The 24,111-nt window shown below is 67.7% G+C and carries 20 protein-coding genes; 7 read left to right on the top strand and 13 right to left on the bottom strand.

Annotation, left to right across the window (positions count from 1 at the left end):
- Positions 1 to 122: 122 nt before the first annotated feature.
- From AC5E6L_RS03780 to AC5E6L_RS03745, 8 genes are all read right to left on the bottom strand, one after another.
- Positions 123 to 1,598, bottom strand: coding sequence for an ABC transporter substrate-binding protein (locus tag AC5E6L_RS03780; protein WP_491229146.1), 1,476 nt, complete (start codon positions 1,596 to 1,598; stop codon positions 123 to 125).
- A gap of 34 nt (positions 1,599 to 1,632) precedes the next feature.
- Positions 1,633 to 2,913 carry an acetylornithine deacetylase/succinyl-diaminopimelate desuccinylase family protein gene (locus tag AC5E6L_RS03775; protein ID WP_491229147.1) on the bottom strand — a complete coding sequence of 427 codons (1,281 nt, stop codon included), beginning with the start codon at positions 2,911 to 2,913 and terminating at the stop codon, positions 1,633 to 1,635.
- A 63-nt stretch (positions 2,914 to 2,976) separates the two neighbouring features.
- Positions 2,977 to 3,933, bottom strand: coding sequence for a lipid A biosynthesis lauroyl acyltransferase (locus tag AC5E6L_RS03770; RefSeq protein WP_491771376.1), 957 nt, complete (start codon positions 3,931 to 3,933; stop codon positions 2,977 to 2,979).
- Positions 3,934 to 3,941: 8 nt separating this feature from the next.
- Positions 3,942 to 4,973, bottom strand: coding sequence for a zinc-binding dehydrogenase (locus AC5E6L_RS03765; RefSeq protein ID WP_491771374.1), 1,032 nt, complete (start codon positions 4,971 to 4,973; stop codon positions 3,942 to 3,944).
- A 34-nt stretch (positions 4,974 to 5,007) separates the two neighbouring features.
- Complete coding sequence (locus AC5E6L_RS03760; protein WP_491771372.1) at positions 5,008 to 6,291, bottom strand: beta-ketoacyl-ACP synthase; 1,284 nt, start codon at positions 6,289 to 6,291, stop codon at positions 5,008 to 5,010.
- Complete coding sequence (locus AC5E6L_RS03755; RefSeq protein ID WP_491771370.1) at positions 6,288 to 7,478, bottom strand: beta-ketoacyl-ACP synthase; 1,191 nt, start codon at positions 7,476 to 7,478, stop codon at positions 6,288 to 6,290. Before AC5E6L_RS03755 ends, AC5E6L_RS03760 begins: the two co-directional genes overlap by 4 nt.
- 27 nt (positions 7,479 to 7,505) lie before the next feature.
- Entirely contained in the window at positions 7,506 to 7,787 is a 282-nt protein-coding gene (locus tag AC5E6L_RS03750) for an acyl carrier protein (protein ID WP_491229152.1), read from the bottom strand.
- 87 nt (positions 7,788 to 7,874) lie between these two features.
- Positions 7,875 to 8,795 (bottom strand): sugar kinase, encoded by a 921-nt coding sequence (locus tag AC5E6L_RS03745; protein WP_491229153.1) that lies wholly within the window; start codon positions 8,793 to 8,795, stop codon positions 7,875 to 7,877.
- 106 nt (positions 8,796 to 8,901) lie between these two features.
- On the opposite strand from AC5E6L_RS03745, the gene scpA reads away from it, so the two are divergent.
- Positions 8,902 to 11,082 carry a methylmalonyl-CoA mutase gene (gene scpA, locus AC5E6L_RS03740; RefSeq protein ID WP_491771368.1) on the top strand — a complete coding sequence of 727 codons (2,181 nt, stop codon included), beginning with the start codon at positions 8,902 to 8,904 and terminating at the stop codon, positions 11,080 to 11,082.
- A gap of 67 nt (positions 11,083 to 11,149) precedes the next feature.
- Here the strand turns inward: scpA and glpK are convergent, their stop codons facing one another.
- From glpK to rirA, 3 genes are all read right to left on the bottom strand, one after another.
- The gene (gene glpK / locus AC5E6L_RS03735) at positions 11,150 to 12,646 is read right to left on the bottom strand and encodes a glycerol kinase GlpK (protein WP_491771366.1); all 1,497 of its coding nucleotides are present in this window, start codon (positions 12,644 to 12,646) and stop codon (positions 11,150 to 11,152) included.
- Between the two features lie 76 nt (positions 12,647 to 12,722).
- On the bottom strand, positions 12,723 to 13,397 hold the full coding sequence (locus AC5E6L_RS03730; RefSeq protein ID WP_491771364.1) for an aquaporin: 675 nt from the start codon (positions 13,395 to 13,397) through the stop codon (positions 12,723 to 12,725).
- Between the two features lie 163 nt (positions 13,398 to 13,560).
- Positions 13,561 to 14,034 (bottom strand): iron-responsive transcriptional regulator RirA, encoded by a 474-nt coding sequence (gene rirA, locus AC5E6L_RS03725; protein ID WP_491771362.1) that lies wholly within the window; start codon positions 14,032 to 14,034, stop codon positions 13,561 to 13,563.
- 190 nt (positions 14,035 to 14,224) lie between these two features.
- Here rirA and AC5E6L_RS03720 point away from each other — a divergent pair, with 190 nt between their 5' ends.
- Positions 14,225 to 15,253 carry an extracellular solute-binding protein gene (locus tag AC5E6L_RS03720; protein ID WP_491230268.1) on the top strand — a complete coding sequence of 343 codons (1,029 nt, stop codon included), beginning with the start codon at positions 14,225 to 14,227 and terminating at the stop codon, positions 15,251 to 15,253.
- Positions 15,254 to 15,402: 149 nt separating this feature from the next.
- Here the strand turns inward: AC5E6L_RS03720 and AC5E6L_RS03715 are convergent, their stop codons facing one another.
- Both AC5E6L_RS03715 and AC5E6L_RS03710 read right to left on the bottom strand, forming a co-directional pair.
- Entirely contained in the window at positions 15,403 to 17,100 is a 1,698-nt protein-coding gene (locus AC5E6L_RS03715) for an ABC transporter permease (protein ID WP_491230267.1), read from the bottom strand.
- Positions 17,101 to 17,238: 138 nt separating this feature from the next.
- Positions 17,239 to 17,946: a DUF1045 domain-containing protein gene (locus AC5E6L_RS03710; protein ID WP_491771359.1), complete on the bottom strand. Its 708-nt coding sequence runs from the start codon at positions 17,944 to 17,946 to the stop codon at positions 17,239 to 17,241.
- A 469-nt stretch (positions 17,947 to 18,415) separates the two neighbouring features.
- On the opposite strand from AC5E6L_RS03710, the gene AC5E6L_RS03705 reads away from it, so the two are divergent.
- The 5 genes from AC5E6L_RS03705 to AC5E6L_RS03685 form a co-directional block, all read left to right on the top strand.
- Positions 18,416 to 18,679: a DUF4212 domain-containing protein gene (locus AC5E6L_RS03705; RefSeq protein ID WP_491771357.1), complete on the top strand. Its 264-nt coding sequence runs from the start codon at positions 18,416 to 18,418 to the stop codon at positions 18,677 to 18,679.
- A 15-nt stretch (positions 18,680 to 18,694) separates the two neighbouring features.
- The gene (locus AC5E6L_RS03700) at positions 18,695 to 20,470 is read left to right on the top strand and encodes a sodium:solute symporter family protein (RefSeq protein WP_491230847.1); all 1,776 of its coding nucleotides are present in this window, start codon (positions 18,695 to 18,697) and stop codon (positions 20,468 to 20,470) included.
- 100 nt (positions 20,471 to 20,570) lie between these two features.
- Positions 20,571 to 22,421: a DUF294 nucleotidyltransferase-like domain-containing protein gene (locus tag AC5E6L_RS03695; protein WP_491771355.1), complete on the top strand. Its 1,851-nt coding sequence runs from the start codon at positions 20,571 to 20,573 to the stop codon at positions 22,419 to 22,421.
- Between the two features lie 12 nt (positions 22,422 to 22,433).
- On the top strand, positions 22,434 to 23,003 hold the full coding sequence (locus AC5E6L_RS03690; protein ID WP_491229598.1) for a hypothetical protein: 570 nt from the start codon (positions 22,434 to 22,436) through the stop codon (positions 23,001 to 23,003).
- 121 nt (positions 23,004 to 23,124) lie between these two features.
- A partial coding sequence (locus AC5E6L_RS03685; RefSeq protein ID WP_491771353.1) for a hypothetical protein occupies positions 23,125 to 24,111 on the top strand: 987 nt, incomplete at its 3' end.

Here is a 24,111-nt window from a genome sequence, read left to right as displayed (position 1 = left end):
GCTCCTGAACGCACTTCAAATCCGTAAACCACACTGGAAGCAAAGACCTGCTCGTGTCCTGATCGAATCTGAAGTGCGTACGGAGCATGCTGCGTAACGAAGCGAACTTCAGATCAGGGACACTAGCGTGCCCACCTCACCCCGGTGACGTCATTTGCCTGCACCGGCGCATTCTCCCACAGCCCTTCGAGACGCGCGTCCCAGACGCCGCTCTTGGCGAACTGAAAGAGATAACCGTTGACGGCATCCTCGGCGAGGATCTGTTGCGCCTTTCGGAACAGTTCGTAGCGGGCCTCTTCGTCCGCGGTCACCGAGAGCGTCTCGATCACCGCGTCGAAATCCGGGTTCTCGTACTGGAAGTAGTAATCGTCGCGCGCATAGATGCCGATATCGTTTGGCTCGGTGTGCGAGACGATCGTCAGATCGTAATCCTTGTTGCGGAACACCTGGTCGAGCCACTGCGCCCATTCGACCGCAATGATCTCCAGGTCGATTCCCACCTCGCGCAACTGCGCGGCGACGATCTCGCCGCTACGGCGCGCATAGGAGGGCGGGGGCAGCTTCAGCGTCGCCGTGATGCCGTCGCCATGGCCGGCCTCGGCGAGCAGTTGGCGGGCGCGGCCGGGATCGTGAGGGTAGGTCTCCGACAGTTCCACATAGGCCGGATGGTGCGGGGCGAAATGGCTGCCGATCGGCGTGCCGAGGCCGAACATGGCGCCCTCGATGATCGCCTGCCGGTCGATGGCATGGGCGATCGCCCGGCGCACGCCGATGTCGTCGAACGGCGGCCTGGCGTTGTTGGTCGCCAGAATCGTTTCACCCTCTGTCGAGCCGATGACGACCGTGAAGCGCGGGTCGGCCTCGAACACCGGGACCGACTCCGGCGCGGGCAGGTTGGGGAAGGCGTGCACGTCGCCGGCGAGCAGCGCGGCGGTGGCCGCCGCCGGATCGGGGATGAAGCGGAAGGTAACGGTTTGGAGCGCCGGCGCCTCGCCCCAATAGGCATCGGAGCGCGCGAGGGTGACGGCGGCGCCCTTTTGCCATTCGACGAAGCGGAACGGGCCGGTGCCGATCGGGTTTTCCTTGTTGGTTTCGGCGCTTTCGGGCGCGACGATCACGGCATCGCCCCAGCCCATATTGTAGAGGAAGTCACCGGCTGGCCTGGAAAGCGTCACCTTCACGGTCAGCTCGTCCATCTGCTCGACGGTCTCGATGGCCGCAAACAGCGCCTTCTGGGCGTTGACGGAGTCCTCGCCGCGCGCCCGGTCGAGCGAGAAGACGACATCGCCCGCATCGAGCGCCGTGCCGTCGTGGAAGGCGGCGCCCTCTCGCAGTTCGAACGTGTAGGTCAGCCCGTCGTCCGAGACGATCCAGTTCTCGGCGAGGCCCGGCATGACGGCGCCGTCGGGGCCGATGCGGGTCAGGCCCTCGAAGACGTTGGCATAGACCACCTCGTCGATGGCCGCCGCCGCGCCGGCGGTCGGGTCGAGATGCGGCGGCTCCAGCACCATGCCGAGCGTCAGGTCGGTGCGCTGGGCCTGGGCCGAAACGGTCATGGCGAGCGCCGTCGTGGCGGCAAGGGCGATGCGTGCGATCATGGATGTTCGGGCCTCCAGGGGTTGATTGGGCAAGTTAAGCAGGTTCTGCCGCCCCTGTCAGCAGAGCGTGCATCGCCGCTGCCATCACATGGGCCGATTGCACCATGTCGTCGATGCCGATCCACTCGTCGGGCTGATGGGCGAGATCGAGAATGCCCGGCCCGTAGGCGATGCAGTCGTGCAGATGGCCGATGCGGGCGATGTGTTTCTGATCGTAGCTGCCCGGCGAGATCACATAGTCGGGCGCCCTGCCGAACTCGGCCTCGATGGCGGCCGCGACGGCCTTGACGACCGGGGCGTTCCGTCCGGTCATGGTCGGCAGGACCTCCATCACGTCGCGGATTGCATAGTCGAACTTCGGCCGGTCCCGCTTGAGGCGGTCGAGAATGTCCGTGACCTCGGCCTTGACGTCGGCAATGTCCTCTTCGAGCGCGAACCGGCGGTCGATGGTCATGGCGCAGCGGTCGGGCACGTTGGGCGAGGGCAGGCCGGTGAATTCGTCGGTCTGGCCCCCATGCATGGCGTTGATGTTGAGCGTGGAGGCGCGCGCGCCTTCGGGAACGACCGGCATGTCGGTGCGCCGGGCGGCCAGCGCCGGAAACAGGTCGCGTTCGAAGGCTTCCAGAACGGCGCCCATGTGGCGCACGGCGCAATCGCCCAGAAACGGCATGGAACCGTGCGCGATGCGGCCGCGCGTTTCGATCTCGGCCCACCAGACGCCCCGGTGACCGAGGCAGATGCGGTCCTTGTTGAGCGGCTCGGGTATGATGACGTGGTCGACGCGGGGGCGCGAGAACAGGCCCTTTCCGGCGAGATAGCCGACGCCGGCGTAGCCGCCCGATTCCTCGTCCACCGTGCCGGAGATTTCGATCGCGCCCCGATGGTCCGGGAACGCCTCGATGAAGGCGTCGGCGGCGACGATCGAGGTGGCGAGCCCGCCCTTCATGTCGCAGGTGCCGCGCCCGTAAACGCGACCGTCCCTGACGATCCCCTCGAAGGGGTCGACGGTCCAGCCATGGCCGGCCTCGACCACGTCGATATGGGAGTTGAAATGCACCGTCCGGCCCGGCTGCCTGCCCTCGCGCCGGGCGACGACGTTGACGCGCGGATAGCGGTCGGTGTGGCCGGGCTCGCCGTCGGCGACCAGCAGCCGGGTCTCGAAGCCCGAGGCGGCGAGCCGGCCGGCGATGAACTCCGCGCAGGGCGCATAGGCTTCGCCAGGCGGGTTGACGGTGGGAAAGCGGACGAGCGCACGCGTCAGCGCGACCAGCTCGTCCCGCCGATCCTCGACGGCCTTGCGAAGCATCTCCTGCATGGTCGCCATAGTGCGCCCCGGCGGCCGATTTGCAAGCTGTTTGCGCCACGGCGGCGCACTGCCTCAGCGGCCCGCGCGGGGGTCGGCCAGCGTGCTGGGGTCCCAGCGCCGGTGCATCCACATCCACTGGTCGGGATGCTCGCGCACCCAGCGCTCGACGGTGTCGTTGAGCAACTGGCAGCTCGCGTCGATGTCGATCCCGCCTTCGTCGTCGCGCGGCAGGTCGATCGCCTCCTCCAGTTCGAGGCGGAACCGGTTGCCCGGCAGGCGGACGCAGCGGGCCGGGTGGACCGGGCAGTCGAACTGGCGGGCAAGCTTGGGCACAAGCGGGTTGGTGCGCACCTTGCGGCCGAAGAAGGTGCCGAGCCGGCCGCGATGGAATTTCTGGTCGACCAGGACGCCCACCGACCTGCCGTCCTGAAGGGCGCGGGCGAGGCCGGCCGCCGCGCCCGTCTTGGCGGGCACCAGCGCGCCCATGGTCGTCGTGCGGGCGGCCAGCACCCGCCTGGCGATGTGTGGATTGTTCGGCGGCCGGAACAGGGCGGTGACCTCAAGATCGAAGGTCGCCGCGCAGACCGGCAGCAGCTCGAAATTGCCGGTATGGCCGGTGAAGAAGATCACCGGCGCGCGCGCCTGGCGAATGCGGGTGAAAATCTCCTCGCCCGCCACCTCGATGCGGCCCGGCGCGTCCGCGCCGGGATCGAAGTCGAACAGCTTGTCGAGCCAGACATATTCGGCGATCTGCCGGCCCATATTGCCCCACATGCGCCGGGCGAGGGCGCGCCGTTCGCCCGCGTCGCGTTCGGGCATGGCCCTTTCCAGGTTTTCCAGCACGATCCTGTGGCGCGGCAGCAGCGCACCGATGCGCGCGGTCAGGGCGGCGAGCGTCGTGATCGCCGCGTCGGCGGGCAGGGGCCTCAGGATCGCCAGGACGCCGAACGCAAGGGCCGCCTCGGTGGCATAGCGCAGACGCTTGGCGCGCAGCGCAAGCTTGAGCAGCCAGGTCCTGGTCGGCGTCACGGCGGCGATCAGCGGTCGAGCCGCAGGACGATCTTGCCGAACACGTCGCGCGTCTCCATCCGGGCGAGCGCGGCGTCGATTCCGTCCATGGTCACCTCGGTGTCGATGACGGGCCGGGCCAGCCCGCGCGCGATCTTTTCCATGGCGTCGGCCATGTTGGACATGGTGCAGCCGAACGAGCCGATCAGCCGCAATTGCCGCTGGCACAGCATCAACAGGTTGGTCTGCGCTGAGACGCCCGAGGTCGACCCGCAGGTGACGAGCCGGCCCCCGCCTCTGAGCGACAGCATGGAGCCGGCCCATGTGTCCGCGCCGACATGTTCGAAGACGACGTCGACGCCGCGCTTTTTCGTCAGCTTGCGCACGACGCCCTCGAACCGGTCCTTGCGATAGTTGATCACATGGTCGGCGCCCAGCGCCTTGGCCGGCTCGACCTTGGCGTCCGATCCGACGGTGGTGATCACGGTGCAGCCATGGCGCTTGGCGAATTGGATCGCGGCCGAACCGATCCCCGAGCCGCCGGCATGGATGAGGATCGTCTCGCCCGGTTCGAGCCGGGCATTGTCGAACAGCATGTGCTCGACGGTGCCGAAGGTGATCGGCGCGAGCGCCGCGGCGAGGGCATCGACGCCGGGCGGGGCGGGCACGCAGTTGCGCGCCGGCATGGTGACGAACTCGGCGGCGAAGCCGTCGAGATGGAAGCCGTGCACGCCGCGCGCATGTTCGCACAGATTGTCGCGTCCCTGCCGGCACGGCCGGCACAGGCCGCAGGTGCGCGCGCCGAAGATCGCGACAAGCTGGCCCGGCGCGAGGCCGCAGACGCCGGCGCCGACCGCATCGACGACGGCGCTGGCCTCGGCGCCGATGGTCAGCGGCAGCTTGCGCCTGGCAAAAGCCATGCCGCGCCAGCCCCACACATCTATGTGGTTGAGCGCGACGGCCTGAACGCGCAGGCGCACCTCGCCCTGGCCGGGCGGCGGGGGCGGATCGATCTCGACGCGTTCGAGTGTCTTGTCTTCAACGAGCTGAAGGGCGCGCATGGGCGGTCCCGGGGGCGTTTGAGGTTCGCCCCGCTTAGGCGGGTTCGGCGGCGATGACAAGGCAGGCGTTCTGGCCGCCGAAGCCGAACGAGTTGGACAGCACGCGCGTTACCGCCCGCTCGCGGCTGACATTGGGCACGCAGTCGAGATCGAGCGCCGGGTCCGGATTGGCGTGGTTGATGGTCGGCGGCAGCGTGCCGGTGCGGATCGTCAGAAGCGAGAACACCGCTTCGATGGCGCCGGCGGCGGTGAGCGTATGGCCGATCATCGACTTGTTGGAGGAAATCGGCACGCCGCCCAGGCCCGCGCCGAACACGTCCGTCAGCGACAGATGCTCCATCTTGTCGTTTTCGGGCGTCGATGTGCCGTGAGCGTTGATATAGCCTATATCCTCGGGATTTATGCGGGCATCTTCAAGCGCGGCGCGAACGGCGGCGATGGCCGGCGAGCCGTCCGGCTTGGACCGCGTGCGGTGGAAGTCGTCGGCCCGTTCGCCGCAGCCTTCGAGGATGCCCAGGACCGTCGCGCCGCGCGCGCGGGCGCTGTCGAGCGTCTCCATGACCAAGGCGCCGGCCCCTTCGGCCATCACGAAGCCGTCGCGGTCCCTGGAGAAGGGCTTGGAGGCCTTTTCCGGCTCCTCGTTATGGGTCGAAAGGGCGGACAGGAGCGAAAAGCGGATCAGCGCCTCGGCCGTCACCGACCCGTCCGTCCCGACCGAAACGACGCGTTCGGCCTCGCCGCGCCGGAGCGCTTCCGCCCCCAGCTGGATCGCCGTCGCGCCCGAGGCGCAGGCTGTCGACAGCGTGACCGGCAGGCCGCGAGCGCCGATTTTCCGCTTGAGGCGCATGGCCGTGGTGCAGAAGTGGATGTTGCCGGCATGTTCGGGATGGGGCCTGGCGCGCGCGGCGGCCAGGATGCGGCCGTAGCCGGGTTCGCCTTGCCCAAGCCCGGCGCCTTCGGCGTCGAGCGCCAGGCGCTGGCGCCATTCAAGCTCGACCGGCGGAGCGGCGACGAACAGCGGGCCGCCGAAATCTGCTCCGTCCAGGCCCGCCTCGGCCAGCGCTTCGAGCGTCGCCGCCTCGGCCAGCGCGTAGGTCAGGGCCGCCGAGCCGTCCCCCGGCGCGGTCATGAAGTCGACTGTGCCGGCCATCGTCGTGCGCAGATGCTCGGTCGGAAAGCGGCCGATGCGATGGATGCCCGAGGTGCCGGCGGTCAGCGCCGCCCAATTGTCCGCCTTGCCGCGGCCGAGCGGCGAAACGATGCCCGCGCCCGTGATGGCGATGACGGGGCGGCCCGCATGGTCCGTCCTTGCGCTCATGGCCGCGCCTCCAGCGGTTCGACGAGGACGATGGCTTCCGCCGTTTCATGGCCCAGGCCGATGATGCCGATCGTGCCCGGCGCGGTCGGGATCTCCGTCTCGGATCGCGGATCGGCCGGCGCGATCGGGGCGCCATGGGCGATCGACAGCGCGGCGGCGGCGACCGCGAGCGGAAACTGCGCCTCGCGCAGATGGCCCGTCCTGCCGGCCATGGCGCGCACGGGCGCGCGCGGGTGCCTGGCCGCCAGGAAATTGCGCTCGACGGCGCTGCGGCGATGCGCGCCCGAACCGGCCGACACGATCATGTCGGCGCGGTCGAGGCCGGCCTGGCCGGCGAGCACGTCGAGCCGTTCGCGCGCCTTGTCCTCGGCTGGATCGCCCGCATCGGTCGCCACCGGCCCGATCCGCGCATAGCCGCGCGCGCCGCGGGCCGCGGCGTGATCGCCGTCCTCGATGACCAGGAACGCGCCGCCGGAGCCGGCGACGATCCCGCCGCCTTCGCGGCCGGCAACCGGTTTCTCCACGTCGCGCAGCAGGTGCCGGCCGACCTCGTAGCCGAGCAGCATGTCGGGATGCTCGCAATTGTAGGCCGCGCCGACCAGCGCATGGGTCGACTGGCCGGCGCGGATGCGCGCGACGGCCGTCTGGACGGCCGACATGCCGGCGCCTTCCTCGCCCATGAAGGTGCGGGACGAGCCGGTCACCTTGTGGACGATGGAAATGTTGCCGGCGAGCAGGTTGGAAAGCTGGGCCAGGAAAAGCGTCGGGCGCAGTTCGGTGGTCAGCACCTCGTTGACCAGCAGTCCGGTGTCGTTTCGCCCGCCCGCGAGGCGCTCCAGGATCATCGTGTCGACGCTCACGTCGCGCTCGCCGCCGGCGGCGGCGACGATCATGTCCATCGTGCCGGTCAGCGCATCGTCGCCCTTGATGCCGGCATCGTCCAGCGCCAGGCCGGCCGCAAAGGTGCCGAGCCTCTGCCACGGCTCCATCTGGCGCTGGTCGCCGCGCCTGGGGATCTGTTCGGACCAGTCGATCTGGGGCGCCGGATGCACGGGGTAGGGCGCGAAACGCTCCGTATCGATGGGGGCGGTGCGGCCGGCGGCCAGGGCATGCCAGTTGGCCCCGGCGCCGATGCCGAGGCCGGTGACGAGGCCTATGCCGGTGATGACGGCGGTTTTTTGGGTCACGCTGCGCGTCCGGCCTGTGGCGTGCGATCAGGCGGCCTTGGCGGCGACCAGCCCGTCGATCTTGGTGCAAAGGTTGGCGAGGACGAAATACTCCTCCGTCGGCACCTTGCCGTCATTGACGTCCTGGGTCCACTGTTCGAGCGGGATCTTGATGCCGAACTCCTTGTCGATGGCGAAGACGATGTCGAGAAAGTCGAGGCTGTCGATGCCAAGATCGTCGATCGTGTGGCTTTCGGGCATGATCGTTTCGCGTTCGATCTCGCTGGTCTCGGCGATGATGTCGGCGACTTTGTCAAACGTGCTTGCCACTTCGGTGTCCTTTGTTCCTCTTGGCGGCTGCGCCTTTTCGAGCGCGTGTCTATCCGGTTTGGGCGGCAAGGAAAAGGCCGTTCTGTCTCAGGCGGGGCGCAGCCCGGCGAGCGCCTCTTCGGGCACGAGCGCGCCGTGATGGCCGATCACCCGAGCCGCGACCCGGTGTGCAAGCAGCGCCGCGTCGGGCGCGGCCCGGCCCGTGAGCATCGCCGCAAGGAACGCGCCGTTGAAACTGTCGCCGGCGCCTGTCGTGTCGACGGGCGCGAGGGGCGCGGGCGGGGCGATCGCCCGTCGCCGTCCGTCCTGGTGTAGCAGGGCGGCTTGGGCGCCGCATTTGACGATGATCGTTTCCGGCCCGTGCGCGGCGATGCGGTCGGCGGTGGCCTCGGGCGCGCCGTCGCCGAACAGCGCCCGCTCGTCGTCGAAGGTCGGCAGAACCATGTCGCCGACCTTGTAGCCGGCATCGATGGCGCCGGCGGCGGCGGAACGGTCGGGCCATAGGCGCGGCCGGTAATTGGGATCGAAGGCGACCGTCGCGCCGGCGGCGCGGGCGGCGGCGAGGGCTTCGAACAGGCGCGCGCGGGCGCTTTCATCCAGGATCGCCAGCGTGATGCCGGAAAAATAGACCAGGTCGGCGCCGGCGAGGCTCGCGGTGAGGGCGTCCGGATCGTCCGCCAGGTGGCGGGCGGCGGACTGGCCGCGCCAATAGGTGAAGGCGCGCTCGCCCGCCGCATCGAGCGTGATCGCATAAAGGCCGGGCGCCTTGCCGGTCATGACCGGGCTATGCGCCGTGCCGATGCCGTGACCGGTCAGAAAGGCGATCTGCTCGGCCGAAAAGGGATCGTCACCGAAGGCGGTCACATAGTCGGTTCGCGCATCGGCCGGCAGCAGCGCGCGCAGATACCACAGCGTGTTCAGCGTGTCGCCGGCGATGCCCTGCCGCCATGTCGGCCCTTCCCGGCCCGACAGTTCGATCATGCATTCGCCGATGGAGACCACGCGCATGGCGGCGGCGATAGCCGGGCGCGGCGGGCATGTCCATACATTCGTTGCATTGCGGGCGGATCGAGGCGCATTATGAACGGCGACGGTTCGGTGGAGGAAGCGCCCCATGGCAGATCACGACAAGCCCGGCATAAAAGACTGGCGCGCGCTCGCCGAGCGCGAACTCAAGGGCGCTTCGCCCGACGGTCTGACCTGGCATACGCCCGAGGGCATCCCGGTCAAGCCGCTTTACACCGAGGCCGATCTGGACGGCATCGACCATCTGGGCGGCCTGCCCGGCATGGCGCCCTATATGCGCGGGCCGCGCGCGACCATGTATGCGGGCCGGCCCTGGACGATCCGGCAATATGCGGGCTTTTCGACCGCCGAGGCGTCCAACGCCTTTTACCGCAAGGCGCTCGCCGCCGGGCAGAAGGGCCTGTCGGTCGCCTTCGATCTCGCCACGCACCGGGGCTACGATTCCGATCACGAACGCGTCGTCGGCGATGTCGGCAAGGCCGGTGTCGCCATCGATTCGGTCGAGGACATGACGATCCTGTTCGAGGGCATCCCGCTCGATCGGATGAGCGTGTCGATGACGATGAACGGCGCGGTGATCCCGGTGCTCGCCATGTTCATCGTCGCCGGCGAGGAGCAGGGCGTGCCGCGCGCGCAGCTTTCGGGCACTATCCAGAACGACATCCTGAAGGAGTTCATGGTCCGCAACACCTATATCTATCCGCCCGAACCCTCGATGCGGATCGTCGCCGACATCATCGAATATACGGCAAGCGAGATGCCGAAATACAATTCGATCTCCATTTCCGGCTATCACATGCAGGAGGCCGGGGCGACGCTCACGCAGGAGCTTGCCTTCACGCTGGCCGACGGGCGGGACTATGTGCGCGCAGCCCTCGCAAAGGGCATGGATGTCGATGCGTTCGCCGGGCGGCTTTCCTTCTTCTTCTGCATCGGCATGAATTTCTTCATGGAGGCGGCCAAGCTGCGCGCGGCGCGGCTTTTGTGGGCGCGGATCATGGAGGAGTTCGCGCCGAAAAAGCCGCAATCGTCCATGCTGCGCACGCACTGCCAGACATCGGGGGTGTCGTTGCAGGAGCAGGACCCCTACAACAACATCGTGCGCACGGCCTATGAGGCGCTCGCCGCGGCACTGGGCGGCACGCAGTCGCTGCACACCAACGCGTTCGATGAGGCGATCGCGCTTCCGACCGAATTCTCCGCCCGCATCGCGCGCAACACGCAGCTCATCCTGCAACACGAGACAGGCGTGACCCGAACCGTCGATCCGCTCGCCGGCTCCTATTATGTCGAAAATCTGACCAAGCAGATGGCCGAAAGGGCCTGGGCGCTGATCGAGGAGGTGGAAAGCCTCGGCGGCATGACCAGGGCGGTGCAGGAGGGCCTGCCCAAGCGGCTGATCGAGGAGGCGGCGGCGCGGCGCCAGGCGTCGGTCGACCGGGGCGAGGAGGTGATCGTCGGCGTCAACCGATACCGGCTCGAAACCGAGGACGAGATCGACATTCTCGACATCGACAACACCGCCGTGCGCGCCGCACAGGTCGCGCGGCTCAAGCGCATCAGGGCGCGCCGCGACGAGGCGGCCTGCCAAGCGGCGCTCGCGGCGATCACCGAGGCGGCGCGTTCGGGGCGGGGCAATCTTCTGGGCCTTGCCGTCGAGGCGGCGCGGGCGCGGGCCACCGTCGGCGAGATATCGGCCGCCATGGAGGCCGTGTTCGGCCGGCATGTGGCCGAGGTGATCACCATCAAGGGGGTCTATGGAGACGCCTATGAAGGCGACGGGCGCTTCGCCGCGGTCAAGGCGCGGATCGAGGCGCGCAAGGCCGGCGCCGGTCGGGCGCCGTCGATCTTCATCGCCAAGATGGGCCAGGACGGGCACGATCGCGGCGCCAAGGTCATTGCGACGGCGTTCGGCGATCTGGGCTTCGACGTCCATGTCGGCCCGCTGTTCCAGACGCCGGACGAGGCCGCGCGGATGGCCGTCGATTTCGATGTCGAGATCGTCGGCATGAGTTCGCACGCCGCCGGCCACAAGACGCTGGCGCCGATCCTGGTCAAGGAACTGGCGGCGCGCGATGCGGCCGACAAGGCGGTGATCGTCGGCGGGGTGATCCCGGCGCAGGACTATGATTTCCTCAGGCGGGCGGGCGTTGCGGCGATCTTCGGGCCGGGCACGGACGTGCTCAAGGCGGCGGGCGATCTGCTCGACCTGCTCGAAGAGCGCGCGCGCCGGCGCAACTATCCGGGCGGCTCGCAAGCGGCGGAGTGATCCGCAGGGCCGTCATCGCGCAATGACGGCGGTTCCGAACCCGTTCGCGGCCGGGCGCGGCCCGTGATCAGCGGCGGCTCAAGGTCCGGCTGACCGCATCGTTCCAGCCGGCGATCCTGGCGGCGCGCGTCTTGGCGTCCATGCGCGGCGCAAAGCGCCGGTCGCGCGCCCAGCTTGCCGCGAACCCGTCCCGGTCCGGCCAGACGCCGGCATGGCTGCCGGCCAGCCAGGCAACGCCGAGCGCGGTGGTTTCGAGCATGGCCGGCCTGTCGACCGGCGCGTCGAGCAGATCGGCCAGGCACTGCATCGTCCAGTCCGAGGCGACCATGCCGCCATCGACGCGCAGCGTGGTCTGGGCGCCTGCCGCATCGGGCCAGTCCCCGTGCATCGCCTCGATCAGATCGCGCGTCTGGTAGCAGACCGCTTCGAGCGTCGCCCTGGCGATCTCCTCCGGTCCCGTCGCCCGGGTCAGGCCGAACATGGCGCCGCGCGCCGCAGCGTCCCAGTGCGGCGCGCCCAGGCCCACGAAGGCCGGCACCAGATAGACCTGCTGCTCGGGGTCGGCCCTTTGCGCCATCTCGCCGCTCCGGGCGGCGTTTTCGATGATCCCCAACCCGTCGCGCAGCCATTGCACGGTGGCCCCTGCCATGAAGATCGAGCCTTCCAGCGCATAGGTCGTCTCGCCGCCGAGCCGGTAGGCGATCGTCGTCAGGAGCCGGTTCTTCGAGGCGACCGGTTCGCGCCCGGTGTTGAGCAGCGCGAAACAGCCCGTGCCATAGGTCGACTTGACCATGCCGGGCGCGAAGCAGGCATTGCCGATGGTGGCGGCCTGCTGGTCGCCGGCGACGCCGCGGATCGGGATTTCCGCGCCCAATATGTCGGCCCGCGCGGCGCCGAAATCGGCGGCGCAGTCGAGCACCTCGGGCAGCATGGCGGCGGGCACGCCGAGGATCGAAAGCAGTTCGTCGTCCCAGCGGTTTTCGCCGATGTCGTACATCAGCGTGCGCGCGGCGTTGGTCGCGTCGGTGACGTGCCGGGCGCCGCCCGTCAGCCGCCAGATCAGGAACGTGTCGATGGTGCCGAAGGCGATCCCGCCAGCCTCGGCCCGGCCGCGCAGACCTTCGGTCCCGTCCAGCAGCCACTTGACCTTGGTGCCCGAAAAATAGGGATCGAGCAGAAGGCCGGTGCGCGCGGCGAAGAGCGGCTCGTGCCCGGCCGCCTTGAGCGTATCGCAGAGCGCGGCCGTGCGCCGATCCTGCCAGACGATGGCCCTGCCCACGGGCTCACCCGTCGCCCGGTCCCACATCGCCACGGTCTCGCGCTGGTTGGTGATGCCGATGGCGGCGATGTCCGCCGCGCCGATGCCGGCTCTGGCGATCGCGCCCTTGCAGGTTTCAACGACCGTGCGCCAGATGTCTTCGAGGTCGTGCTCGACCCATCCCGACTTCGGAAAATGCTGCGGAAACTCGCGCTGGTCGACGCCGGCAATCGACTGATCCTTGGCGAACACGATCGCCCGCGACGAGGTGGTGCCCTGATCGATGGCGAGGATATAGTCGCTCATCCCGTCCTCCCTGAAACTGGCCGTCGCCATTGTCTAAACGGTTTCAGGACCCGATGGGAACGGGCGGGGCGCTTTTTCAGTCGGCCGTTTCGCCGGTGCCGGCGAACAGCCAGCGCGCGACATGAACGGCGCAGGCCGCGCCGACCAGCTGCATGACGACGAAGAGCGGCACATCGACCGGCCTGATGCCGGCGAAGGTGTCCGACAGGCCGCGCGCGATCGTCACCGCCGGGTTGGCGAAGGAGGTGGAGGCGGTGAACCAATAGGCCGAGGTTATGTAGAGGCCGACGGCCATGGGCACCGCGGCGGCGCGGACCTTGAGCGTCGCAAGGATCGTCAACACCAGGCCGAAACAGGCGACCCATTCGGAAAACCATTGCGCCGGTCCGGTGCGCACGGTGGCGGAAAACTGGATCAGCGCATCGTCGAACATCAGATGGGCGGCCCAGACGCCGACGATGCCGCCGGCGATCTGCGCCGGCACGAACCGGATCGCCTCGCCTGTGCCGATCTCGCCGCGCATGAAGAAGGCCAGCGTCACCGCCGGGTTGAAATGGGCGCCCGAGACCGGCCCGAGCATGGTGATCAGGACGACCAGGATCGCACCGGTCGCGACCGTGTTGGCGAGCAGGGCGACGGCGATGTTGCCGCCGGCCAGCGTCTCGCCCATGATGCCCGAGCCGACCACGGCGGCCAGCAGGAAGGCGGTGCCGATGAACTCGGCGCCAAGGCGGCGGGACGGGCTTGCCATCGGGGGGTCTCCTCGGGAGCGCTAAATATCAATACATCATGGATTATTGATATATTTCGATCGCGTCAACGCACGCCCAGCGGTACCCTCGCGTGATGTGCGCCGCTTCCGCTGGCCCTTTGGTTCTGCGCGACCTGTAGTGATGCCGATTCGGCGGGCCGCGTCAGGCGGTGCCGGCCTTGACGCGGCCCGGCGGCCCGGCCTCGATCATGGACAGGAGGCTGATCACCGCCGCGCTCGGCTTGGCCAGGTCGTCGACCGTATATCTCTCCAGCACGGCGAGGAATGCATCGAGCGCCTCGCGCAGCGCGGCCGTCAACCGGCAGTTCTCGATCAGCGGGCAGTCGGCGTCCTCGCCATCGAAACACTCGGCCATGGTGAAATTGTCCTCGGTCAGGCGCACCACCTCGGCCAGCGTGATCTCCCTTGCGGGCCGGGCCAGCCGGATGCCGCCATTGCGGCCGCGCACGGTCTTGACGATGCCGCCCTCCACGAGCGGATGAAGGATCTTGAACAGGAACGGTTCGGACGCCCCGTAGGCGCGCGCAATGTCCGCCACCCGGCTGAGCCTGTCGCCGCCGGCGGCGCAGAACATCAGGATGCGAAACGCATAGTCGGTCTGTTTGGTCAGCTTCATGACGTCACCCTTATCATGATCGGACGGGCCCGGAGCACAATCCTACGTCATCGCGGGGCAATACCCAAACCTTCGAATCGTTCTAAAAAAAACTTCCCGAATCCATCAACTTTGTACCCGGGTGCGGATTGACATCGCATTCCCCCTTATACAAAACATGATCGTCTTTATCAAGTTAACGGAGTGAACAATGTCGCCCCTGAAGACCTTGACGGTTGCGCTGATGGCGACCGCAATGGCGGTCCCGACCGGCACCGCTGCATTCGCCGAAGGCGAGCTGAACCTTTATTCCTCCCGGCACTACGACACCGATGAACGTCTTTACTCCGACTTCGAGGAGGCGACCGGCATCACGATCAACCGGATCGAGGGCAAGGCGGACGAATTGATCGCCCGCATGGAGGCCGAGGGCGCCAACAGCCCGGCCGATATCTTCCTCACTGTCGATACGGTGCGGCTGTCGCGCGCCAAGGATCTGGGCCTGCTTCAGTCCGTCGACAGCGACGTGCTCGAAGCGCGCATCCCCGCCTATCTGCAGGACGACGACAATCAGTGGTTCGGCTTCTCGCAGCGCTCGCGCATCCTGTTCTACGACAGGAACGATGTGGAGAACCCGCCGCAGACCTATCAGGCTCTCGCCAACCCCGAATATGAGGGCATGGTCTGCATCCGCTCGTCGACCAACGTCTATACGCAGAACATCGTGGCCGCGCTGGTCGCCCATCTGGGCAAGGACGCCGTGATGGACTGGTCCGAAGCGGTTGTCGGCAATTTCGCCCGCGCGCCCCAGGGCGGCGACACCGACCAGCTGCGCGGCATCGTGTCCGGTGAGTGCGACATCGCCATGTCGAACACCTATTACTTCGCCCGCGCCGTCCGCAAGCCGGTCGACGGCCTGTCCGACAGCCTCGACATGATCGGCTGGGTGTTCCCGAACCAGAACGACATCGGCGCCCACATGAACATTTCGGGCGGCGGCGTCGCCGCCAACGCGCCGAACAAGGAAAACGCCGTCAAGTTCCTGGAATATCTCGCTTCCGATCAGGCCCAGCAGTATTTCTCCGCCGGCAATGACGAATATCCCGCCGTTCCTGGCGTGGCACTGAGCCCGTCCGTCGCCAAGCTTGGAATCTTCCGCCCCGACACCATCGATCTGGCCGACATCGCGGACAATATCGACGCGGCCGTCGAGGTGCTCAACAGCACCGGCTGGGAGTAAACGTTCCTCCGGGTGGCCGGTTTCTCCCCGAGACCGGCCCGTCCCGAACTGCCCGCGTAGCGCTTCGGCCTGCGCGGGCTTTTTTGTTGCCTCCCTCCCGCATTCATGGGCGATTGCCTCCCCTTGATGGGAGGCGGATGCCTGTGCCGTCAAACCGCCCGCCGCTCGGCCGGCTCGGGCGCTGCGCGGGGGCCGGCGGACGCGGCGGCGAACTCCGAGTGATGTCTTGGGCGCTCGCGGGCGATCGTGCGCATCATGATGATCACCGGCAAAAGGCCGAACGCGACGATGATCAGCGAGGGAACGCCCGCCTGGTCCAGGCGCTCGTCGGAAGCCAGCCGGTAGGCTTGCACGGCCAGCGTGTCGAAGTTGAAGGGGCGCAGGATCAGCGTCGCCGGCAGCTCCTTCATGACGTCGACGAAGACGATCAGGAAACCGGTCAGCAGGCTGGCCTTCATCAGCGGCAGGTGCACCCGGCCGAGCATCCGGCCCGTCGATGCGCCGAGCGTGCGCGCGACGGCGTCCATGTTCGGCTTGATCTGACTCATGCCCGCATCGAAGGACGACAGCGCGACCGCCATGAAGCGGACCATGTAGGCGAAGACCAGGATCGCGATGGAGCCGGTGATCAGAAGGCCGGTCGAGATGCCGAACCGTGCTTCCATGAACGCATCGAGCGCGTTGTCGAAGCCCGCCATCGGCACCAGCACGCCGACGGCGATCACGCCACCGGGGATGGCATAGCCCATGCCGGCGACCGTCTTGATGAAGTGCGAGGCCCCTCCGGGTTTCAGGCGCGCCAGATAGCCGATGATCACGGCGCCGCCCATGGTGACGAGCGCGGCGGCGAACGAGACGGTCAGCGAGTTGGTGATGAAGCCGATGTAGCGGCTGGAGAAGGGGTCCTGCTCGGACGTCACCGACATTTCGAACAGCACGAGCAGCGGGATGGCGAAGCCGACGAGCACCGGCACCGTGCAGAACGCGATGGCGCCCGCCAGACGCCAGCCCTTGAGGACGTGCGGCGCCATCGCCTCGATCCGGCGACCGGCTTCATGGTGCCTGCGCGCGCCGCGCTCGATGCGCTCGATCAGAACCAGAAAGAGCGCCACGATCATCAGGCAGAAGGCCAGTTGCGCCGCCGCCGCCCGGTCGCCCAGCGAGAACCAGGCCTGATAGATGCCGGTCGCGAAGGTGTGGACGCCGAAATGGGCGACCGTGCCGAAATCGGCGATGGTCTCCATCAGCGCCAGCACGACGCCGCCGACGATCGCCGGCCGCGCCATCGGGATCGACACGCGCAGGAAGGCGCTCCAGGGCGAATGGCCAAGCGTGCGCGCGGCGAAATAGGCCGTCGGCGACTGGCGCAGGAAGGCGGCGCGCGCCAGCAGGTAGACGTACGGATAGAGCACGCACACGAGCATGAGCGCCGCCCCGCCAAGCGACCGGATCTCCGGGAACCAGTACTCGCGCGGGCCCCAGCCCGTCACGGCCCGCAACGCGGTCTGCACCGCGCCGGGATGATCGAGCAGATCCGTATAGGCATAGGCCAGCACATAGGCCGGAAAGGCGAGCGGCAGGGCCAGCAGGATCTCGAACAGCCGCCGGCCGGGGAACTGGCACAACGTCACCAGCCAGGCCGCGCCGGTGCCGATCAGCGCGGTCCCGACGCCGACATAGACGACCAGTTGCACCGTCGTCCAGACATAGCGCGGCAGGACGGTCTCGGCGAGGCCGCGCCAGACATCGGGGTTGCCGCCGAGCGCCGACAGGGCGACGGACAGCATCGGCACGATGCACAGGGCCGCAAGCACCCATGCGGAAATGACAATGACGCGATTGGACAAGGGCCCGCCCGGATCGTGTAGGGAGAAAGTGGAGTATGGCACCCCGCTTTACCGGTCAAGCTTGGCGGCGGCGAGGCGCCGGTCCGCCTGTTGCGGCTCCGCGTCTATGAAGAGAGCGCCTGGACAGGCCCATGCCCGTCAGGCAAGCGCCCGCGCCTTGGTCTTCTCGAATGTGTGCACCGAATGCACCTCGAACGGCGCGCCGGGCTCGCGTTCGACGAACAGGGTCAGCCGATCGATCGCGATGCTCCGCTCCGGCAGGGCGCCGAAATGGCGGATCAGGGCCGTTTCGACGCGCGCACGCTCATGGTCCTCGACATGGCCGGTCAGGGTCATGTGGAAGCGAAACGCGTCGAAAACGTAAGGGTACCCCCAGTTGTAGAGGTTGTGCAATTCGCCCTGCGACAGGCGCTCGGGCCGGCGCCGCTCCAGTTCGGCATCGCTGAGCGGGGCGCGGAACTTGTCGAAGCCGGCGACGATCCGGTTCGCCAGATCGTCGAGACGCCCGTTGCCGGCCTCGGGCACCAGCGCGAAGAACCCGCCCAGCAGCCCGATCCGAAGCTGTAGCGGGTCGATGGGCACCATCTGGGCGCAGAAATCGCCCATTGCGCGCAGCAGATCGGCTTCACGCGCATGGCCGGCGAGGCGAAAGGGCGCCTTGAGCGTGCCGTGAAACCCGTAACGGCGCGGTGCGGCGGTGTAGTATGCCTGCGCGCCCGCGCCCAGGGCGCCGAGCCCGGCGGCCGGGATGGGCAAGCCCGAAAAGGCGTCGCGCCCCAGCCACTGGGCGGCGGCGACGGTCAGATCATGGTCCCGCGGGGGACTGAAATAGATCGCGTAACGCATGGCAACGAATCGCTTGGCCGTTTGCTTGTGGCACTTGCTACGTTCAATGTGTGACAACCAAGCGACTCCTGATTGCTTTTTTGCAAAGCTGCGTCGGGCGTATCGGCAATTCGGCGTAAGACGAAAGCTGCGATCACAAAGTTCTATACGCCTTGTGAATTCAGCCAACAATTTGATCTACAATGGTTTTCCGACCACATGGCACGGCCGGGCGCAGGGCTTAGCACTAAGTAGTGTTGAGAAGCGGACGGCGCTGGAATCTTATGCCGCCTGCCTTGCCACGTGGCGCCTTCGCAACCGGCATGGGGCAAAATGCGGAGGCGGTTTTTCGCCGTTCCGCGGCACGATTGAAGGGGTCAGGGGGGATCCCGCGCGGCTCTTCCGGTAAACGCCTTCCGGAGCGCTTGAAATGTCCGCGCGCCCCTCCCGGTACGGTTTTTGAAACAGGCACTCCAGGGAGGATGACTCGATGAGTGACAAACAGGGTTCGGCGGACAGCTACTGGTCCAGGAATCTGAGGCTGATCGGCCTTTGCCTGACGATCTGGGCGCTTGCCTCGTTCGGCTTTGCGATTCTGCTGCGTCCGCTGGTATCGGCAATCGCGGTCGGCGGCACCGATCTGGGCTTCTGGTTCGCCCAGCAGGGCTCGATCCTCGTGTTCGTGGTGCTGATCTTCTTCTATGCGTGGCGCATGAACGCGATCGATCGCGAATTCGGCGTCGACGAAGAATAAGGGCGGGACACGGTCATGGATCAAACAACCCTCAACTTCATCGTCGTCGGCCTGTCCTTTGCGCTGTATTTCGGCATCGCGATCTGGGCCCGCGCCGGTTCGACCTCGGAGTTCTACGCCGCCGGCCGCGGCGTCAATCCGGTTCTGAACGGCATGGCGACCGCCGCCGACTGGATGTCCGCCGCCTCGTTCATCTCGATGGCCGGCCTGATCGCCTTTGTCGGCTACAACAACTCCCTGTTCCTGATGGGCTGGACCGGCGGCTACGTGCTGATGGCCATGCTGCTGGCGCCCTATCTGCGCAAGTTCGGCAAGTTCACCGTGCCCGAATTCGTCGGCGACCGGTATTATTCCAACGCCGCGCGCGTCGTGGCGGTGATCTGCCTGATCGTCATCTCGGTGACCTATGTGATCGGGCAGATGCGCGGCGCCGGCATCGCCTTCTCGCGCTTCCTTGAGATCGATATCTTCTGGGGCCTGATCACGGCGGGCGCGGTCGTGTTCGTCTACGCCGTGCTCGGCGGCATGAAGGGCATCACCTATACCCAGGTGGCGCAATATTGCGTGCTCATCATCGCCTACACCATCCCGGCCATCTTCATCTCGCTGAACCTGACCGGCAATCCCATTCCGGGCCTTGGCCTGTTCTCGACCATGTCGGCGGGCAATGCCGGCGAAGGGCAGTATCTGCTGGTCGTTCTCGACCAGGTGCTGACCGACCTCGGCTTCCGGGAATATACGGCGACGACCAATCCGTGGCTGATGGCGCTCTATACGCTGTCGCTGATGATCGGCACGGCCGGCCTGCCGCACGTCATCATCCGCTTCTTCACCGTCCCGAAGGTGGCCGACGCGCGCTGGTCGGCGGGCTGGGCGCTGGTCTTCATCGCGCTCCTGTACCTCACCGCTCCCGCCGTGGGCGCCATGGCGCGCCTGAACATCACCACAACCATGTGGCCGGCCGGCATCGAGGGCGAGGCGGTGCTGGAGAGCGAACTGCCGGACTGGTTCAGGACCTGGAAGGTGACCGGCCTTCTCGGCGTCGAGGACAAGAACGGCGACGGCCGCATCCAGTACTATAACGACGCCAATCCGGACATGGCGGCGATCGCCGCCGAGCGCGGCTGGGAAGGCAACGAACTGGTCACCTTCAACCGCGACATTCTCGTGCTCGCCAATCCGGAGATCGCGCAACTGCCCGGATGGGTGATCGCGCTGATCGCGGCGGGCGGCATCGCCGCGGCGCTGTCGACGGCGGCGGGTCTGCTGCTCGCCATCTCCTCGGCGATCAGTCACGATTTGATCAAGTCGGTCTTCAATCCGGACATTTCGGAGCGAGGGGAGCTTGCGGCGGCGCGCATATCGATGGCGGTGGCGATCTGCGTGGCGGTCTATCTGGGCCTGAACCCGCCGGGCTTTGCGGCGCAGGTGGTGGCGCTGGCCTTCGGTCTTGCCGCCGCGACGCTGTTCCCGGCGCTGATGATGGGCATCTTCTCCAAGCGGATGAACGCCGCCGGGGCGACGGCGGGCATGCTGGCCGGCCTGATCATCACGTGCCTTTATCTGTTCCTGTATCTGGGCTGGTTCTTCATTCCGGGCACGGCGGTTCTGGACAGTTCGCAATATCTGTTCGGCATCCCGCCGACCCATTTCGGCCCGATCGGCGCGGTGGCGAATTTCCTTGTCGCCTATGCGGTCGCCAGGGCGACGCAGGCGCCGCCGCGGCACATCCAGGATCTGGTCGAGAGCGTCCGGATTCCTCGGGGCGCCGGCGCGGCCGTCGACCACTGACCGGGCGCACCGGCAAAAGCCCCGCTCGACCAGGGCGGGGCTTGTTGCGCCATCACGGCGCGCCCATGATCCCGGCATACGGTATCCGATGGCGGCGACCATGACCGGACAAGCCCGCGCCTTTGCCGCCTTCGCCGAGGGCCGCGCGCCCTTCAGGGCGCTCAAGCCGGACGATTTCGACCGGCTGACGGCAAGCGCGACGCCCTGCCGCGCCGATGCGGGCGAGGTGATCTGCGACATCGGCGATCCCATGACCGGCCTGCACGTGATCACCGCGGGCAACATGCACCTGATCTCGGCCGAGGGCGCGGTGCTGGCCGACATGCGCGCCGGCGACATTTTCGGCCACCGGGCGCTGATGCGCGACGGCAGGGCCGTCCTCAAGGTCGTCGCGCGCGCCGGTTCCGACTATACCGTCATACCCGCGCCGGTCTTCTGGGCGGTCATGGATGCCGATCCCGTCTTCGCGGCCTTCTTCGAGCGCCGCGCCCGCGCGCCCGAAGGCCCGGGCGGGGCGGCGGCCCCGGTCGATCTCGCCGCTGCCACGCTGGGCGATCTGATGACGCCAGAGCCGATGTGCCTGCCGCGAACGGCAAGCGTTCGCCGGGCGGCCGAGACGATGTGGGAGAGGCACATCTCCTGCGTGCTCGTCACCGGCGAGGGAGGGCGGCTCGGCGGCATCGTCACCGCCGGCGATCTCGTCGGCACGGTGATCGCCGGGGGCGTCGCGCCCGAAACGCCCTTGTCCGAGGTGATGACGCCCGATCCGCTTGCGCTCGGCCCCGGAGCGTCCCTGCTCGAAGCGGTGATCGTGATGACCGAAAAGCGCATCGGCCATTTGCCGGTCGTCGCCCGTGACGGGACGCCCGCCGGCATCGTCACGCGGACCGATCTGGTGCGCCGCAACTCCAACTCGTTGATCTACATGATCGCCGACATCAACCGGCGCGACAGCCACGGGGGCCTCGCCGAAGTCGTCGCGCGCGGCCCGCAGATGCTGGTCGAACTGGTCGCCGGCGGGCTTGAGGGTCATCGGGTCGGCCGCATGATGACGGGCGTCGCCGATGCGGTCACGCGCCGGCTGATCGCGCTTGCCGAGGACACGTTGGGCCCCGCCCCCGTGCCGTGGCTTTGGCTGGCCTGCGGCAGTCAGGGGCGGATGGAGCAGACGGGCGTCTCCGACCAGGACAATTGCCTGTTCCTGTCGGACGATTATGACGCGCGGGCGCATGGCGCCTATTTCGCCGCGTTCGCCAAGTGCGTCTCGGACGGGCTCGACGCCTGCGGCTATGTCCACTGCCCCGGCGACATGATGGCCACCAACCCCAGATGGCGGCAGCCGGTGCGGGTCTGGCAGCGCTATTTCGACGGCTGGATCGCCGCGCCCGACCCGATGGCGCAGATGCTGGCCAGCGTGATGTTCGACCTGCGGCCGGTCGCCGGCGACGAAACCCTGTTCGGCGACCTCAATGTGCGCACGCTGGAAAGGGCCAGCCGGGACTCCATCTTCCGCGCCCACATGATCGCCAACTCGCTGACCCACACGCCCCCGCTCGGTCTGTTCGGCGGGCTGTCGCTGCTGCGCGACCGCGAACACAGGAACGCCATCGACATGAAGCTTTCCGGTGTTGTTCCGATCACCGATCTGGCGCGCGCCTACGCGCTGAAGGGCCGTATCGAGGCCGTCAACACGCGCGAGCGCCTGACGACCGCCCGCGCCATGGACGGCGTCCTTTCGAAGACCGGCGGCAGCGACCTGATCGACGCCTACGATCTGATCGTCGAATTGCGGCTCAAGCACCAGGCGGCGCAGATTCGCTTGGGCGCCAAACCCGACAATTTCATGGTGCCCGACACGCTTTCGGCGCTGGAACGCAACCACCTCAAGGATGCCTTCTCCGTGGTCAAGACGCTGCAATCGGCCATTGGCCAGGCCGGCGCGCGGCGCTAGGGGGACCCGATCATGCTGCTTACCTTTCTCGGCGCCATCGTTCTGGCCGTCGCCTGCGCGGGCATGGTTTCGCTGGCGTTCCGCCTCACCGGACGCAGGGCGCCAAGGGGCGCGCTGCCGCTGACCGCGGGCATCGGCATGATCGCCTTCATCGCCTATGTCGAGAACTCCTGGTATGGCCGTGTCGTCGCCGACCTGCCCGAAAGCCATGTGGTGGTCGCCACCGGCGAGCCCTTCTCGAACGTCATCCAGCCCTGGACGCTGGTCTTTCCGCGCATCAACCGCTTCATGCTGGTCGACACCGACACGATCCGCGTCAACCGGACCGAGCCCGCGCTGCGCCAGGCCGAGATCATTCTGGTGCAGCGTTTCGCGCCGACCGTCGTCACGCGCCAGTTCATCGACTGCGCCGGCGCGCGCCGCGCCGACCATACCGACGCCGTGACCCTCGACGAAGCCGGCATCCCCGAAAACGTGGCCTGGATCGACATTGCGGCCGACGGCGAACTGATCGACACGGTTTGCAACCACGTGATCGGCGCGACCGGCCGTTGGCGGCTGTTCACGGTCCACGGGGCCTGACCCCGGCATAGGCCCAAAGACGGGGTGGTCTGCCTCCGGCTCAGGCCGCAAACTCGCCTGCGAGAACCGATATGGGCCGGGCCGCGCGCGGCGACGCGGACGGTCAAGGGAGGTCCGCACAATGGGCTGGGTCGAGCGCCTGAGCCTTCGGGTTCGCATCGCCCTGTTTTTTGCGTTGATCGGCACGGTCAGCGCGGTTCTGCTCGCGACCGCGATCGCCTGGCTCGCCATGCGGCTGGGTGCGGAAGCCGTCGACCATATCGTGGTGATCGTCGGCAGCGCGGCGTTCGCCATCGTCGGCCTCGTCGCCTGGGTCGCGCTCAAGTTCGACGAAAATCTCGCCAAGCCGCTGGTGGCGATCGCCGCCGACCTGAAGACGATCGCCCACAGCGACGGCAGGGCCACGCGCCTGCACGCGGAGGGTGCTTATCTCGGCATGCTCGCGCCGGCCGCCCGCGAGGTTTCGGGCGCTCTGATCGAGGCGCGCGCGCGCACCGATGCGGCCATCGAGGCGGCGATGCGCGACGCCACGCGCCAGAAGACTGCCCTTGAAGCGCTTTTGCGCGACCTGCACCAGGGGCTTGTCGTCTGCACGATGACGGGCCGTGTCACGCTCTACAATCGCCGCGCCGTCGAGATCCTGCATGTCGAGGAATTCCGCCGTGACGATCCGGCGTCCACCGATGTGATGATCGGTTCGCTGGGTCTTGGCCGCGACTTCTTCAACATTGTCGAGCGCGCCCCGTTCCGCGCCGCGCTGGGTGCGTTCGAGGCGCTCGACGGCATGGCCGATCCCCTGCCGATCGAGGATCGCGGTTCGATCCCGCTGGTCTTTTCCACATGCGACGGCGCGGTGACCATGCGCGGCCATGTGGCGCTGCGCCTGAACGAGGCGGGCAAGGCGCCGGCCGGTTTCATCGCCGTTTTCGACGACGTGACCGCCGAACTTGCCGCCGGGCTCGAACGCGACCGGGTCCTGCGCGATGCGGTCGCCCAGATCAGGCAGGCGGCCGGGGACGGCGGCGAGGCGGATGCGCGCGCGCCCCTGCATGACGCGCTCGGCCGGCTCGAAGCGGTGTCGCGGAACATCATCGCGACCGCCTGGCCG

The sequence above is a fragment of the Roseitalea sp. genome (genome assembly GCF_984466335.1).
This window is presented reverse-complemented; position numbering and strand designations above follow the sequence as displayed.

Coding starts and splice junctions, on each gene's coding strand:
- AC5E6L_RS03765 (WP_491771374.1), bottom strand. CDS start 4,973: ATGCGCGCCCTTCAGCTCGTTGAAGACAAGACACTCGAACGCGTCGAG.
- AC5E6L_RS03690 (WP_491229598.1), top strand. CDS start 22,434: ATGCTGCTTACCTTTCTCGGCGCCATCGTTCTGGCCGTCGCCTGCGCG.
- AC5E6L_RS03720 (WP_491230268.1), top strand. CDS start 14,225: ATGTCGCCCCTGAAGACCTTGACGGTTGCGCTGATGGCGACCGCAATG.
- AC5E6L_RS03730 (WP_491771364.1), bottom strand. CDS start 13,397: ATGGCAAGCCCGTCCCGCCGCCTTGGCGCCGAGTTCATCGGCACCGCC.
- AC5E6L_RS03745 (WP_491229153.1), bottom strand. CDS start 8,795: ATGCGCGTGGTCTCCATCGGCGAATGCATGATCGAACTGTCGGGCCGG.
- AC5E6L_RS03700 (WP_491230847.1), top strand. CDS start 18,695: ATGGATCAAACAACCCTCAACTTCATCGTCGTCGGCCTGTCCTTTGCG.
- AC5E6L_RS03780 (WP_491229146.1), bottom strand. CDS start 1,598: ATGATCGCACGCATCGCCCTTGCCGCCACGACGGCGCTCGCCATGACC.
- AC5E6L_RS03705 (WP_491771357.1), top strand. CDS start 18,416: ATGAGTGACAAACAGGGTTCGGCGGACAGCTACTGGTCCAGGAATCTG.
- glpK (WP_491771366.1), bottom strand. CDS start 12,646: ATGAGCGACTATATCCTCGCCATCGATCAGGGCACCACCTCGTCGCGG.
- AC5E6L_RS03760 (WP_491771372.1), bottom strand. CDS start 6,291: ATGAGCGCAAGGACGGACCATGCGGGCCGCCCCGTCATCGCCATCACG.
- scpA (WP_491771368.1), top strand. CDS start 8,902: ATGGCAGATCACGACAAGCCCGGCATAAAAGACTGGCGCGCGCTCGCC.
- AC5E6L_RS03775 (WP_491229147.1), bottom strand. CDS start 2,913: ATGCAGGAGATGCTTCGCAAGGCCGTCGAGGATCGGCGGGACGAGCTG.
- AC5E6L_RS03710 (WP_491771359.1), bottom strand. CDS start 17,946: ATGCGTTACGCGATCTATTTCAGTCCCCCGCGGGACCATGATCTGACC.
- AC5E6L_RS03695 (WP_491771355.1), top strand. CDS start 20,571: ATGACCGGACAAGCCCGCGCCTTTGCCGCCTTCGCCGAGGGCCGCGCG.
- rirA (WP_491771362.1), bottom strand. CDS start 14,034: ATGAAGCTGACCAAACAGACCGACTATGCGTTTCGCATCCTGATGTTC.